Below are 13,333 nucleotides of genomic sequence, written 5' to 3' on the forward strand. Positions count from 1 at the left end.
GTGAACGGCATCAGAGAAGAGATCGACACCGACGCGGGAACGGCCCGGGTCACCTGGTACGAGGCGAGCGACGCCCGATGGGTCCTCGCCCTCGGCCACGGCGCGGGCGGCGGCGTCGAGGCGCGTGATCTGCAGGCCCTCGCCGCCGTCCTCCCGGCGCACGGGGTGACCGTCGCGCTCGTCGAGCAGCCCTGGCGGGTGGCCGGCAAGAAGCTGGCGCCCGCGCCGAAGACCCTGGACGTCGGCTGGCGGGGCGTGTGGCCCGCGCTCGTCGGGCCGGGGCTGCCCGTGATCGCGGGCGGGCGCAGCGCCGGGGCCCGGGTGGCCTGCCGTACCGCGAAGGAACTCGACGCGGCGGCCGTGCTCGCGCTGAGCTTCCCGCTGCATCCGCCGGGCAAGCCGGAGAAGTCCCGCGCCGGCGAACTGCTCGGCGCCGGGGTGCCGACACTGGTCGTGCAGGGCGGGACCGACACGTTCGGGAGGCCGGAGGGGTTCCCCGAGGGCCCCCACACGCTCGTCGAGGTACCGCACGGCGACCACGGGTTCGCCGTACCGAAGCGGGCCCCCCTCGGTCAGGAGGCGGCGCTGAAGGTGATCACCGACGGTGTCGTGGAGTGGATCGCGTCGTTGTCCCGCACCCGCTGAGGTCACCCCGGAGCGAGTGGAACGGGTCACTCGGTAAGGAGTCGGTGCGAAGGCGGGAATGCCGCGCGGCGGTCCCCTGTTGTGCGCATCAGACAGTGCGACAGACCGTGCTGACCGTCGTAGGAGAGGAAGTCCGCCGCATGGGTTCGACCATCTGCCCGACCCGCAGCAGCCGCGCTGACCTTGACTGGACGGTGTTGCACGCGGCCAAGGGCGCCCCTGTTCGGGCGGCGGCGGGTGCGGATCGTCGTCTATCCTCCGAATCTGGTGGTACCGGTTTCGGTACCGCACAGACACTGGAGGAGGTGGGTCCGGTCACTGGGACCGACGCAGGGACCGAACGGGGCCAGGCGGAGCACCCCGAGGGCACGGAGACCGCCGCGGACCGCAACGCTCGTTTCGAGCGGGACGCGCTGGAATTCCTCGACCAGATGTACTCGGCCGCGCTGCGCATGACGCGCAACCCGGCCGACGCCGAGGACCTGGTACAGGAGACGTACGCCAAGGCGTACGCGTCCTTCCACCAGTTCCGCGAGGGCACCAACCTGAAGGCCTGGCTGTACCGCATCCTCACGAACACCTTCATCAACTCGTACCGCAAGAAGCAGCGCGAGCCCCAGCGCAGCGCGGCCGAGGAGATCGAGGACTGGCAGCTGGCGCGCGCCGAGTCGCACATGTCGACGGGTCTGCGCTCGGCCGAGTCGCAGGCGCTCGATCACCTGCCCGACTCGGACGTGAAGGAAGCGTTGCAGGCGATCCCCGAGGAATTCCGCATCGCCGTGTACCTCGCCGATGTCGAGGGCTTTGCGTACAAGGAGATCGCCGACATCATGGGGACACCCATCGGTACGGTGATGTCCCGGCTGCACCGGGGCCGCCGTCAACTGCGCGGCATGCTCGAGGACTACGCCCGTGACCGCGGGCTGGTCCCGGCCGGCGCCGGAGAGTCGAACGAAGCGAAAGGCTCGGGCTCATGAGCTGCGGAGAGCCGCACGAGACGGATTGCAGCGAGATCCTCGATCATCTCTACGAGTTCCTCGACCGTGAGATGCCCGACGCCGACTGCACCAAGTTCGAGCACCACTTCGAGGAGTGCTCGCCGTGCCTGGAGAAGTACGGTCTCGAACAGGCCGTCAAGAAGCTCGTCAAGCGGTGCTGCGGGCAGGACGACGTGCCGACCGACCTGCGTGCCAAGGTCATGGGGCGGATCGATCTGATCCGCTCCGGGCAGGCGGTCCCCGACCAGGAGGTGACGGCGTCGCCTGCGACACCGCAGGAGAGCTGAGCGCCGCCCACGCATCAGCGGGTACGCCCGAAGGTCGTGTGAAGCGGTCTGTGCGAAGCGATCACGCGTGAACCGAGCCCGTTCCGGGGCGCGGCCGTCAGGCCCGCCCCGGAACGGGCTCGGTCATGTGCGCTGCCGGGAGATCAGACCTCCGGGCCGGTCTCCACGCGCTTCAGACTGTGGCGGGCCAGGGCGAGACTGCCGCGGGACGGTCGAGCGCCAGGTGGAGGAAGAGTGCGCCCTTGCTGCTGCTCAGCGGGCGGATCAGATCGTACTGCTCGCCGAGCGTGATGAGGATGTCCTCGATCACGTCGTCCATGTCGAGCGAGGCCGGCGTGCGCATCTTGGACCGCACGACCTCGGTGCTCCCGGCGGCCGCGAGTTCGAGGTCGAGGTGCTGTCCCCCGCCGAGGGTGCCGAGCGCCATACCGCTCTCGTAGTCGACCAGCGCCACGCCGATCGCACCGTCGACCGTCATGGCTTCCTTGAGTGCGGTCTCGGTGTCCATCCTGCTGCCCCCATTCCTCAGTGCCGCCGACCAGTCCGGCTCCGGCGCGCTCCGCGAGGTGGTCATCCGCTGCTGAGCCGGCCATGTCATCGTCGTGGCGGTCGGCGAAAGGACCCTGCTGACCGTCATGGGTGACGACTGCCTGGACATCGCCGCGTTCCAGCGCGAGTCCCCGGCGACCGTGGAACAACTCACCAAGGCCCTCGCGGCGGACGTCTCCGGCTGAGGTGGCGTAGGCGGACGGGGCGGGCCGAGGCGGACCCCACACGCCTCCCCGCACGCTCCCGCCCTCTCCCCTCCCTCCAAGAACCCATTTCACTCGAATGAGTTAATCAAGCCCTCGTGGCCCAGGGGATTCGCCCGTAGTCACCCCCGGCCGGGCCGACTCGCCCCTACGCTCCGGAAGCTGAATCTCGGGAGGGGCGCCATGAGATCGGTTCCGGCATGGGCACATGTGTACGTCGCCTGTACCGTGCTCGCGGCCCTCGTCTGTCTCACCGGCCTCCCCGGCCCCAGGACCCCCTGGTGGGCGGTGGCCCTGCTCGCCGCCCTGTACGCCGGGTGCGAGCAGATCACCCGATGCCGATTCGTCGGCCACCTCGCTCCCCGGGGCATGGGCACCTTCTTCCCGGTGCTCCTCGCGGGCGCCTTCCTGCTGCCGCCCCCCGTCGCCGCACTCGTCGCTGTGCCGGGCGCGCTGGTGTCCCGCGTCGAACAGCGGCCGCGCGCACTGCGGCGGGTCTGGCGCGCGGCGCAGCTGGTCCTCGCCGTCTGGGCCGCCTCCTGGACGTACGGGGCGCTCGGCGGCCCGGACGCGGTCGTCGGTCCCGACTTCCCCGACGCGCTGCTGCCCGCCGGGGCGGCCGTGCTGACGTTCTGCGCCGTGCTCGCCCTCCTCGACGGCGGCATCCTGGTGCTCGCCGAGCGTGTGCCGTGGCGCGCCGCCTGGCGGGGCCTGCTCCTCCGTGCCCTGGCACCCGTCACCGCGCACGGGCTCGTCGGGCTGATGATGGCCGTGCTCTGGCGCAGCCCGTACGGGCCCGTCGCCGCGCTGCTCGTCCTGCTGCCGATGTACGTGTCGTGCTGGGTCTTCGCGCAGTACCACCGCGAGCGGGCGGCGCACCAGGCGACCATCCGGGCGCTCGTGCAGGCCGTCGACATCAAGGACGCCTACACGCGCGGCCACAGCGAACGGGTAGGGCAGGCCTCCCTGATGATCGCCCGTGAGCTGGGCATGGGCGACGAGCGCGCCGAGACGCTGCGCTTCGCCGGGATCCTCCACGACGTGGGGAAACTGGGGGTGCCGACGCGGCTGCTGCGCAAGGACGGGCCGCTCACCCCGGAGGAGCGCCGGATCGTCGAACTGCATCCCGAGTACGGGCACGAGATGGTGCGTGGGATCTCCTTCCTCGGGGAGGCGCGCGCGGCGGTCCTGCACCATCACGAGCGGATGGACGGGAGCGGATACCCCTACGGGCTGGCCGGGGACGACATCCCGGAGTTCGCGCGACTGGTGGCGGTGGCCGACGCGTTCGACGCGATGACCTCGACCCGCTCCTATCGCAGGGGCCGCCCGGTCGCCGCCGCGCTGCAGGAACTGGAGCGCTGCGCCGGCACACAGTTCGACCCCGTGATGGTGGGAGCGCTGGGCCGGGCGCTGTCCCGCTGCGGCTGGGAGCCCCTGGTGACCACCGAGCCCCGCCGGAACGTACCGGCGCCGGCGGCACCCGCTGGCGAGCGCGCAGGGGGCACGGCCGATCGGGGCGCCGTCGGGCGGGATGCCGCAGGGAGGCGTGGCAGGTGAGTTCTCCGAGGGTGCTCCCGGCCCCGCTCCTTCCCGTCCTCCTCCGTTGCCTGTCCGCCCTGCTCGTGCTCGCCGGCCTCGGGCACACCCTCTGGTACGGCCTCGACGAGCCCGGAGTCGCTCTTGCGTTCGGGGCGCTCGTGGCGGCGGGGGAACTGTTCCGCCACCGCGGGGCGGAGGGCAGGGAGCAGGCGCCGCTGGGCGCGGCCGGAGGGCTCGCGTACGCGCTGCTGGGGGAGTGCGCGGGGCGTTCGACCGAGCACGGGGTGCCGCAGGTCGTGGCCGTCGTCGCCGTCGGCGCGCTGCTCGGGCGCCTGCCCCACGGGGCATGGTGGCGCGTCACCACCGCCGACCACCTCACCCGGCGCGTGCTCACCGTCGCCTTCGCCGCCGTCTGCTTCCAGCCCCTGCACGGCAGCGGGCTGCTTTCGGGCTGGAGCGGGCACGCGCGCGTGCTGCTGCTCGTCGGGCTGCTCGTGGTGACCGCCCTGTGCGACGCGGTCCTGGCGGCGGCCCTGGCGCGGGCCCGGACGCGATGGCCGTACGGGCCGTTGCTCCGGGACGAACTGCGAGGGCTCCTCGGGATCGGTTCGGCGGTGTGCGCGACCGGGGTCGTGATGGCCGTGGCGGTCGGGGTGGCCGGGCTGTGGGCGCTGCCCGTGTTCTCGCTTCCGCTGCTGCTCACCCAGTTGTCGTTCCGGCGCTACGCGGCCGTGCGGACCACGTACCGGCAGACCATCGCCTCCCTGGCCCGGGCCACCGAGATCGCCGGGTACACCCCGCCGGGGCATGCCCGCAGGGTCGCCGAGCTCAGTCGTGAGGTGGGGCGGGAGCTGGGGCTCGGCGAGCGGGAGCTGACCGTGCTGGAGTACGCGGCCCTCATGCACGACATCGGGCAGCTCAGCCTGGTCGACCCGGTGCCGGCCGGCGCCACCGCCGGTCTGCCTACGGCCGAACAGCGCCGGATCGCGCGGATGGGCGGGGCGGTCGTCCGGCAGACCGGGGTGGCCACCGAGGTCGCCGTGGTGGTGGAGCGTCAGGCCGATCCGTACCGTGACCAGCCGCTCGGCGCACGAATCGTCCGGGCGGTGAACGCATACGACGAGAAGACCCGGGAAGCAGGCCCCTCGGGGCCGCTCAGGGCACTGGAGGACCTGCGGCTCGCGACAGCACACGACTATCAGTCAGAGGTGGTCGAATCGCTTGCCAGGGTGGTGGCACGAGACGGTCTGACCTTGCCCGTGGTGGGGTAACCCATGGGTAATGAGCGGCTCTCCTTCCGTCCGTGGTTGGATGCGAGGGAGAGGGTGAACCGGGGGCGACGGCCGGCCCACTCCACGGAAACGGCAGGCGGGAACCGTAACTGGCAGGCGGGAATCGTGAGGATCTTCGGCAAGGGACGGCATCGGCCCTCCGCCTCGTGGCGGCAGGCCACCGACCGGGCGTTCACGCTCATCGGCGACGGTCGCTACGAGGACGCGGGCGCACTGCTGACACGTGCCGCGGACCTGGAACCGTGGCTGTCCGAGTCCTGGTTCAACCTCGCCCTGCTGCACAAGTTCCGGCACGACTGGGAGCAGGCCAGGGCGGCCGGCCTGAGGGCCGTCGCGCTGCTCGACCGGGAGACCGGGGCGCCCGACTGGTGGAACGTGGGCATCGCCGCCACCGCCCTGCAGGACTGGCCGCTGGCGCGCCGGGCCTGGCAGGCGTACGGGCTGCGGGTGCCCGGCGGCGCGGCCCGGCCGAAGCCCGGGGGCGGCGTCGCGGACACCGGGGAGCCGGTCGGCATGGACCTGGGCAGCGCCGCCGTGCGGCTGTCGCCGGAGGGCGAGGCCGAGGTCGTGTGGGGGCGCAGGCTCGACCCGGCGCGCATGGAGGTGCTCTCCATTCCGCTGCCGTCGTCCGGGCGGCGCTGGGGCGAGGTCGTCCTCCACGACGGGGTCCCGCACGGCGAGCGCACCACGGCCGCCGGACACGCCTACCCGGTTTTCGACGAGATCGAACTGTGGGCGCCGTCGCCGGTGCCGACCTGGGTGGTGCTGCTGGAGGCCGCCACGGAGGCCGACCGGGACGCGTTGGAACGGCTCGCGGCCGACGCGGGCTTCGCTGCCGAGGACTGGTCGTCGTCGGTACGGCTACTGTGCCGGCTCTGCTCGGAGTCCCGGATGCCGTCCGACGAGGGTGACGGGGACCACATGGACCCGCACGACCACAGCGAGCCGGGGCACCCCGGGCCGCTCGGGCACGTCACGGACGGGCAGTTGTGGGTGCCCGAGCGGGAGTGCGGCATCGCCGCCCCGGCGTCGCTGGTCCGGGGGCTGCTCGACGGATGGGTCGCCGACAGCCCTGATTCCAGGGACTGGCGGGATCTCGAAGAGGTCTGTTAGAAGCCCGAGCAGTCGTACGCCGGGGCACGGGCCGCATCCGGCCGGTCACGCGGTTGCCGACGCTTCGCTCCGCCGCTGCCCGTACCCTGTATCAGCAACTCAGCCCTTGTTTTGTGAGGAAGGCGTACGTCTGTCATGGCTCAGCAGGAGACCGAACAGCAGCACGTGGGCGTGCTCCCCGTCGACGACGACGGGTTCGTCGTCGACACGGAGGACTGCGAGGAGCGCGAGCAGGCGTACCGTGAGCGCGGCACCTCGCTGCCCATCACCGTCGTCGGGAACCCCGTCCTGCACAAGGAGTGCAAGGACGTCACGGAGTTCGGCGACGAACTCGCCAAGCTGGTCGACGACATGTTCGCCAGCCAGCGCACCGCCGAGGGCGTGGGCCTCGCCGCCAACCAGATCGGCGTCGACCTGAAGGTGTTCGTGTACGACTGCCCCGACGACGAGGGCAACCGCCACGTCGGCGTGGTCTGCAACCCCAAGCTCGTCGAACTGCCTGCCGAAAAGCGCCGGTTGGACGACAGCAACGAGGGCTGCCTGTCGGTGCCTACCGCGTACATGCCGCTCGCCCGGCCCGACTACGCCGAGGTCACCGGCCAGGACGAGAAGGGCAACCCGATCAAGGTCCGCGGCACCGGGTACTTCGCGCGCTGCCTCCAGCACGAGACCGACCACCTGTACGGCTACCTGTACATCGACCGGCTGTCCAAGCGCGACCGCAAGGACGCACTGCGGCAGATGGCCGAGAACGAGCCCCGCTACCCCGTCGTCGCGAACGACTGAACCACCGCACGGACACATCCCGGGCGCGCGTTCCGGGCGGCAGCCGACCGCCCGGAGGCGTGCCCGGCGCCGTCTCAGGCGGCGGCTTCCGGACCCCGGAAGGTACGGCGGTAGGCCTGCGGTGTCGTGCCCAGGGCCCGGACGAACTGATGGCGCAGGGTGGACGCCGTGCCGAAACCGGTGCGCCAGGCGATCGCGTCCATCGTCTCGTCCGTCGCTTCCAGCAACCGCTGTGCCAGCAGCACCCGTTGGCGCAGGATCCAGCGGTACGGCGTGGTCCCCGTCTCCTGCTGGAAGCGGCGGGCGAACGTTCGCGGCGACATGTGGGCGCGTGCCGCGAGCTGCTCGACGGTGACCTCCTCGTCGAGATGGCGCTCCATCCACGTGAGCACCTCGCCGACCGTGTCGCATTGCGAGCGTGGCAGCGGCCGGTCGATGTACTGGGCCTGGCCCCCGTCCCGGTGCGGTGGCACCACCATCCGCCGGGCGATCTTGTTGGCGACCTCCGGCCCCTGCTCCTTGCGCACGATGTGCAGACACGCGTCGATGCCGGCCGCCGTGCCCGCCGAGGTGATCACCGGGTCCTCGTCCACGTACAGCACGTCCGGCTCCACCACCGCGCGCGGATACTGGCGGGACAGCTCGTCCGAGTGCCGCCAGTGCACCGCGCAGCGCCGGCCGTCCAGCAGACCGGCCGCACCGAGCACGAACACCCCCGAGCACACGCTCAGCACCCGGGCGCCCCGGTCGGTGGCGCGACGCAGCGCGTCCAGCAGGTCCGCCGGATAGATGCGGCGCACATAGCTCTCGCCCGCCGGGACGACGATCAGGTCGGCCTCGTCGAGCCGGTCCAGACCGTACGGCGTCGAGATCGTGAACCCGGCGTGCGTCCGCAGGGTCGGACCCTCCGCGGAGGCGACAGCGAAGTCGTACACGGGCAGACCCTCGTCGCTGCGGTCCAGACCGAAGACCTCGCAGACGACACCGAGTTCGAAGGGGTGCACGCCGTCCATGAGGACGGCCGCCACGTTGGTCAGCATGCCTCCAGTGTGCCCCGGAAGTGGCAGTAATTGAAGGGTGCGCGGCAGTACTGCCACTGTTTGTCAGGAGTGTTCCGCGCGACAGTGGTGTCCATGAACACCACACAGCTGCAAGCGCTCATCGGAACACTGGTCGTCGTCGCCATGCTCGCCCTGGTCGTGCTGCCCGCCCTCGTCGGCGTCGCCCATGACCGGCGCGTGGACCGGCAGCTCAGGGAGGCGACGGAACGCCAGGCCGCGATCGACGGGGCGCGATCCGAGCGCCCCGCCTCCGCTTCCGCCTCGCGACGCTTCGCCCGCACGGTTTGATCTCACAGGCGTGCGACACGCGTCCCGCGTCCCTTGTCCCGCGCACGGCGTCACTCGCAGCAGTACCTTCTCCGCCTGCAGTGCCCCCGAGCGGTGCCTTCGCCGACTGGACCGGCGCCGCCTGGAAGCAGAAGCGGGAGCAGAAGGGGATGGCGCTGCCCGACGCTCACGTGACCCCGGCGGACCGGGGCGAGCCGGCCCCTCCCCCCGAGGCGGAGCCGGCTCGCGGGTTCTAGAAGTCCTCGTCCAGGTCGACGGTGCCCTCCACCGCGACCTGGTACGCGGACGGGCGCCGCTCGAAGAAGTTGGTCAGCTCCTGGACGCCCTGCAGCTCCATGAAGGAGAAGGGGTTCTCCGAGCCGTACACCGGCGCGAAGCCCAGCCGCGTCAGCCGCTGGTCGGCGACGCACTCCAGGTACTGCCGCATGGAGTCGGTGTTCATGCCCGGCAGGCCGTCACCGCACAGGTCGCGGGCGAACTGCAGCTCGGCCTCCACGGCCTCCCGCAGCATGTCCGTCACCTGCTGCTGCAGCTCGTCGTCGAAGAGGTCCGGCTCCTCCTTGCGGACGGTGTCGACCACGTCGAACGCGAAGCTCATGTGCATCGTCTCGTCGCGGAAGACCCAGTTGGTGCCGGTCGCCAGACCGTGCAGCAGACCCCGGCTGCGGAACCAGTAGACGTACGCGAAGGCACCGTAGAAGAACAGCCCTTCGATGCACGCCGCGAAGCAGATGAGGTTGAGCAGGAAGCGGCGGCGGTCCGCCCGGGACTCCAGACGGTCCAGCTTCTCCACCGAGTCCATCCACCGGAAGCAGAACTCGGCCTTCTCCCGGATGGACGGGATGTTCTCCACCGCCGCGAACGCCGCCGCCCTGTCCTCCGGGTCGGGCAGGTAGGTGTCCAGCAGCGTCAGGTAGAACTGGACGTGGACGGCCTCCTCGAACAGCTGCCGCGACAGATACAGCCGCGCCTCGGGCGAGTTGATGTGCTTGTAGAGCGTCAGCACCAGGTTGTTCGCGACGATCGAGTCGCCCGTCGCGAAGAAGGCGACCAGACGGCCGATCAGGTGCTGCTCGGCGGGGCTGAGCTTCGCGAGGTCGGCGACGTCCGAGTGGAGGTCGACCTCCTCCACGGTCCAGGTGTTCTTGATGGCGTCCCGGTAGCGCTCGTAGAAGTCCGGGTAGCGCATGGGGCGCAGAGTCAGCTCGAAGCCGGGGTCGAGAAGGTTCTGGGTGCTGGACATCACTGGCAGGCCTCGCAGGACTCGGGGTTCTCAAGGGAGCAGGCGACGGCATCCGGGTCGGCGGCCTGCTGGACGGGGATGGTCTTCCCGGACTGGGTGGGGAGCTGCGTCCGCGCCTGGCCCTGGCCCTGGGCGGCGCGGGCGATACGGGTCGCCGGGCGCGAGCGCAGGTAGTACGTCGTCTTCAGCCCCGACTTCCAGACGTACGCGTACATCGAGGAGAGCTTGCCGATGGTCGGCGTCTCCAGGAACAGGTTCAGCGACTGGGCCTGGTCGAGATACGGCGTGCGGGCGGCGGCCATGTCGATCAGTCCGCGCTGGGGGATCTCCCAGGCGGTGCGGTACAAGGCCCGGACGTCGGCGGGGATCCACGCGAAGTCCTGCACCGAGCCGTTCGAGTCGCGCAGCGCCTCACGGGTGCGGGCGTCCCAGACGCCCAGCTCCTTGAGGTCCTTCACCAGGTAGGAGTTGACCTGGAGGAACTCACCGGAGAGAGTCTCCCGCTTGAACAGGTTGGACACCTGCGGCTCGATGCACTCGTACACACCGGCGATGGAGGCGATGGTCGCCGTGGGCGCGATGGCGAGGAGCAGCGAGTTACGCATGCCGACGGCGGCGACGCGCTCGCGCAGGGCCGCCCAGCGCTCCGGCCAGGTGAACTCCACGCCGTAGTGGTCGGGATGCAGCACACCGCGGGCCGTCCGGGTCTTCTCCCAGGCCGGCAGCGGGCCGTTGCGCTCGGCGAGGTCGGTGGACGCCTCGTACGCGGCGAGCATGATGCGCTCGGCGATACGGGTGGACAGGGCCTTCGCCTCGGCCGAGTCGAACGGTAGCCGCAGCTTGAAGAAGACGTCCTGCAGGCCCATCGCGCCGAGGCCCACGGGGCGCCACTTGGCGTTGGACCGGCCCGCCTGCTCGGTCGGGTAGAAGTTGATGTCGACGACCCGGTCCAGGAAGGTCACGGCCGTGCGGACGGTCTCGTCCAGCCGCCGCCAGTCCAGGTCCCCGGTCGTGACGTCGACGAAGGCGCCCAGGTTCACCGAGCCCAGGTTGCAGACCGCCGTCTCACCGTCGTCGGTGACCTCCAGGATCTCCGTGCACAGGTTGGAGGAGTGGACGACGTGGCCCGGCTCGGCGGTCTGGTTGGCGGTGCGGTTGGCGGCGTCCTTGAACGTCATCCAGCCGTTGCCGGTCTGCGCGAGCGTCCGCATCATGCGGCCGTACAGGTCACGGGCCGGGATGGTCTTCCGTGCCAGCCCGTCCGCCTCCGCCTTGCGGTACGCGGCGTCGAACTCCGCGCCCCACAGGTCGACCAGCTCGGGCACGTCCGCCGGGGAGAACAGCGACCACTGCTCGTCCGCGTTGACCCGGCGCATGAACTCGTCCGGGACCCAGTGCGCCAGGTTCAGGTTGTGGGTACGGCGGGCGTCCTCACCGGTGTTGTCCCGCAGCTCCAGGAACTCCTCGATGTCGGAGTGCCAGGTCTCCAGGTAGACCGCTGCCGCGCCCTTGCGCCGGCCGCCCTGGTTCACGGCGGCGACCGAGGCGTCCAGCGTCTTCAGGAACGGCACGATGCCGTTGGAGTGCCCGTTGGTGCCCCGGATCAGCGAACCCCGTGAACGGATGCGGGAGTACGACAGGCCGATGCCGCCGGCGTGTTTCGAGAGGCGGGCCACCTGGTGGTAGCGGTCGTAGATGGAGTCCAGCTCGTCCAGCGGGGAGTCGAGGAGGTAGCAGGACGACATCTGGGGGTGCCGCGTACCGGAGTTGAAGAGGGTGGGGGAGGAGGGCAGGTAGTCGAGGCGGCTCATGAGCCCGTACAGTGCGGCGACCTCGTCCACGGACCGCGCCGTGTCGTCCTCGGCGAGACCACTGGCCACCCGCAGCATGAAGTGCTGCGGGGTCTCCACGACCTTGCGGGTGATCGGGTGCCTGAGGAGGTAGCGGCTGTGGAGCGTGCGCAGCCCGAAGTAGCCGAACCGGTCGTCGGCGGCCGGGTCGACGAGCGCGTCGAGCCGTTCGCCGTGCAGGCGCACGAACTCCGCCGTGCGGTCGGCGACGAGCCCTTCCCGGTGGCCCACGGCGACGGACTCCGTGAACGTCGTGACGCCCTGGGAGGTGGCCTCGGCGCGGATGGAGATCGTCAGCAGGCGGGCGGCCAGCTTCGAGTAGGCGGGGTCCTCGGAGATGAGGCCGGCGGCCGCCTCCGTGGCCAGCTCGCGCAGCTCCGTCTCGTCCGCCCGCGTGGACCGGCCGCGCAGCGCGGCGGCGGCGACCCGGCCGGGGTCGGCGTCGGGGAGGTCGGCGGTCAGCTCGGTCAGGGTCCGCAGCAACGCGGCACCGGGACCGTCGGTCTCCGTCGCCGGGGTGGCGGAAGCCGGTCCGGCGGTGGCCGGGGTGGCTGAAACCGGGTCGGCTGGCGCGATGGTCACGTGGGGGCTCTCCCTCGCTCGGCACGGGGCCGCGCGGAAGGCAGGCAGCAGCACACGAGCGCACGGGGGCGTCGCGTCCACCGGCCCATTCCACGAGGCCCGGACGTCAGGGCACCCGGACCGGACGGCCGGGCGCACTGTCGGCAGGTCCTCGGACTGGACTCGCGTGCGAAGACACGCAAGTACACCGTTGCGGGACAGTTCCGGATTCGCACCGGATTCCCCTGCGGCGACAGCGAGCATGAGCATACATCTTGTGTTGGGCCGCCGGTCCACCACCAGATGTTGTGTCGCGGCGACTTCGGAGCGTGTCATAGCGTCAACTCATAGGTGAGCAGCGTCAGGTCCGGGAGGTGCGGGACGGGGCTCCAGTCGCGGGCCGGCGTGCGAACGAAGCCCAGGCGTTCGTAGATGCGGTGGGCGGAGTGCATGGCCCGCTGGGTCGAGAGCACGACCCGTACGCAGCCCTCGACGGCTCTGGCGCGCTCGACGCAGTCACGTACGAGGGCCTCGCCGATGCCGCGGCCGCGGGCGGCGTGATCGACCGCCAGCATCCGGATCTCGGCCTCCCCGGTGGTGGCGATATCGGCCATGGCGCCTCCGTCCGGGACGAAGGTCACCCCGCCGACCACCCGCCCCTCCGCCACGGCGACGAGCACCTCGGCCGCGACGGCCCGCTTCGCCACGTCCCGCAGTTCGCCGAGGTAGGCGTCGCTCTCGCCGAAGTCGAGCAGTCCGTCCGTCAGGTAGGCCTGCGCGGTGATGTCGCCGAGGTCGGTGTACTCGTCGGGGGAGAGGGGCCTGATCGTGATGTCCATGGAACGCAGTCTGCACGAGGAGGCGGGGGGCAGGTCCGCGGTTGTCCACAGGGACGGTTGATCATGTGATAGTCCG

Annotated in this window: 13 protein-coding genes, 1 pseudogene and 1 riboswitch; of the genes and pseudogenes, 9 read left to right on the forward strand and 5 right to left on the reverse strand. The window is 71.1% G+C overall.

Features of this window, described 5'->3' with window-relative positions:
- Positions 1–9 precede the first annotated feature (9 nt).
- From GSY65_RS24950 to rsrA, 3 genes are all read left to right on the forward strand, one after another.
- On the forward strand, positions 10–645 hold the full coding sequence (locus GSY65_RS24950; protein ID WP_201452830.1) for an alpha/beta hydrolase family protein: 636 nt from the start codon (positions 10–12) through the stop codon (positions 643–645).
- A gap of 305 nt (positions 646–950) precedes the next feature.
- Positions 951–1,622 carry an RNA polymerase sigma factor SigR gene (sigR, locus tag GSY65_RS24955; RefSeq protein ID WP_201452831.1) on the forward strand — a complete coding sequence of 224 codons (672 nt, stop codon included), beginning with the start codon at positions 951–953 and terminating at the stop codon, positions 1,620–1,622.
- Complete coding sequence (rsrA, locus tag GSY65_RS24960; RefSeq protein WP_159772779.1) at positions 1,619–1,930, forward strand: mycothiol system anti-sigma-R factor; 312 nt, start codon at positions 1,619–1,621, stop codon at positions 1,928–1,930. The genes sigR and rsrA overlap by 4 nt, the downstream gene beginning before the upstream one ends.
- A 143-nt stretch (positions 1,931–2,073) precedes the next feature.
- Here rsrA and GSY65_RS24965 read toward each other — a convergent pair.
- A pseudogene (locus GSY65_RS24965) lies at positions 2,074–2,438 on the reverse strand (hypothetical protein).
- Between the two features lie 94 nt (positions 2,439–2,532).
- On the opposite strand from GSY65_RS24965, the gene GSY65_RS34365 reads away from it, so the two are divergent.
- The 5 genes from GSY65_RS34365 (at position 2,533) to def (ending at position 7,415) form a co-directional block, all read left to right on the forward strand.
- A complete protein-coding gene (locus tag GSY65_RS34365; protein WP_268978228.1) occupies positions 2,533–2,664 on the forward strand; it encodes a hypothetical protein in 132 nt (43 codons plus the stop codon).
- Between the two features lie 201 nt (positions 2,665–2,865).
- Positions 2,866–4,242 carry an HD-GYP domain-containing protein gene (locus GSY65_RS24975; RefSeq protein WP_159772782.1) on the forward strand — a complete coding sequence of 459 codons (1,377 nt, stop codon included), beginning with the start codon at positions 2,866–2,868 and terminating at the stop codon, positions 4,240–4,242.
- On the forward strand, positions 4,239–5,495 hold the full coding sequence (locus GSY65_RS24980; protein WP_159772785.1) for an HD-GYP domain-containing protein: 1,257 nt from the start codon (positions 4,239–4,241) through the stop codon (positions 5,493–5,495). Before GSY65_RS24975 ends, GSY65_RS24980 begins: the two co-directional genes overlap by 4 nt.
- A gap of 126 nt (positions 5,496–5,621) precedes the next feature.
- A complete protein-coding gene (locus GSY65_RS24985; protein ID WP_159772788.1) occupies positions 5,622–6,629 on the forward strand; it encodes a tetratricopeptide repeat protein in 1,008 nt (335 codons plus the stop codon).
- Between the two features lie 135 nt (positions 6,630–6,764).
- Positions 6,765–7,415, forward strand: a complete 651-nt coding sequence (gene def, locus GSY65_RS24990) for a peptide deformylase (RefSeq protein WP_159772791.1) — start codon at positions 6,765–6,767, stop codon at positions 7,413–7,415.
- Between the two features lie 74 nt (positions 7,416–7,489).
- Here the strand turns inward: def and GSY65_RS24995 are convergent, their stop codons facing one another.
- A complete protein-coding gene (locus GSY65_RS24995) occupies positions 7,490–8,455 on the reverse strand; it encodes a GlxA family transcriptional regulator (protein WP_159772794.1) in 966 nt (321 codons plus the stop codon).
- Positions 8,456–8,548: 93 nt separating this feature from the next.
- Here GSY65_RS24995 and GSY65_RS25000 point away from each other — a divergent pair, with 93 nt between their 5' ends.
- Complete coding sequence (locus GSY65_RS25000) at positions 8,549–8,764, forward strand: hypothetical protein (protein ID WP_159772797.1); 216 nt, start codon at positions 8,549–8,551, stop codon at positions 8,762–8,764.
- 232 nt (positions 8,765–8,996) lie between these two features.
- On the opposite strand, the gene GSY65_RS25005 is transcribed toward GSY65_RS25000, so the two are convergent.
- The 3 genes from GSY65_RS25005 to GSY65_RS25015 form a co-directional block, all read right to left on the reverse strand.
- On the reverse strand, positions 8,997–10,007 hold the full coding sequence (locus GSY65_RS25005) for a ribonucleotide-diphosphate reductase subunit beta (RefSeq protein WP_159772800.1): 1,011 nt from the start codon (positions 10,005–10,007) through the stop codon (positions 8,997–8,999).
- Positions 10,007–12,439, reverse strand: a complete 2,433-nt coding sequence (locus GSY65_RS25010; protein ID WP_159772803.1) for a ribonucleoside-diphosphate reductase subunit alpha — start codon at positions 12,437–12,439, stop codon at positions 10,007–10,009. Before GSY65_RS25010 ends, GSY65_RS25005 begins: the two co-directional genes overlap by 1 nt.
- Before the next feature lie 125 nt (positions 12,440–12,564).
- Positions 12,565–12,688: riboswitch (cobalamin riboswitch) on the reverse strand.
- Positions 12,689–12,750: 62 nt separating this feature from the next.
- Positions 12,751–13,257, reverse strand: coding sequence for a GNAT family N-acetyltransferase (locus tag GSY65_RS25015; protein ID WP_159772806.1), 507 nt, complete (start codon positions 13,255–13,257; stop codon positions 12,751–12,753).
- Positions 13,258–13,333: the final 76 nt, after the last annotated feature.

It is taken from the genome of Streptomyces sp. HM190, assembly GCF_009857135.1.
Classification (GTDB): domain Bacteria; phylum Actinomycetota; class Actinomycetes; order Streptomycetales; family Streptomycetaceae; genus Streptomyces; species Streptomyces heilongjiangensis.

Bases quoted from the DNA above. Each gene is read 5' to 3' on its own strand.
- GSY65_RS25000 (WP_159772797.1), top strand. From the start codon at position 8,549: ATGAACACCACACAGCTGCAAGCGCTCATCGGAACACTGGTCGTCGTC.
- rsrA (WP_159772779.1), top strand. From the start codon at position 1,619: ATGAGCTGCGGAGAGCCGCACGAGACGGATTGCAGCGAGATCCTCGAT.
- GSY65_RS25005 (WP_159772800.1), bottom strand. From the start codon at position 10,007: ATGTCCAGCACCCAGAACCTTCTCGACCCCGGCTTCGAGCTGACTCTG.
- GSY65_RS25015 (WP_159772806.1), bottom strand. From the start codon at position 13,257: ATGGACATCACGATCAGGCCCCTCTCCCCCGACGAGTACACCGACCTC.
- GSY65_RS24975 (WP_159772782.1), top strand. From the start codon at position 2,866: ATGAGATCGGTTCCGGCATGGGCACATGTGTACGTCGCCTGTACCGTG.
- GSY65_RS24995 (WP_159772794.1), bottom strand. From the start codon at position 8,455: ATGCTGACCAACGTGGCGGCCGTCCTCATGGACGGCGTGCACCCCTTC.
- def (WP_159772791.1), top strand. From the start codon at position 6,765: ATGGCTCAGCAGGAGACCGAACAGCAGCACGTGGGCGTGCTCCCCGTC.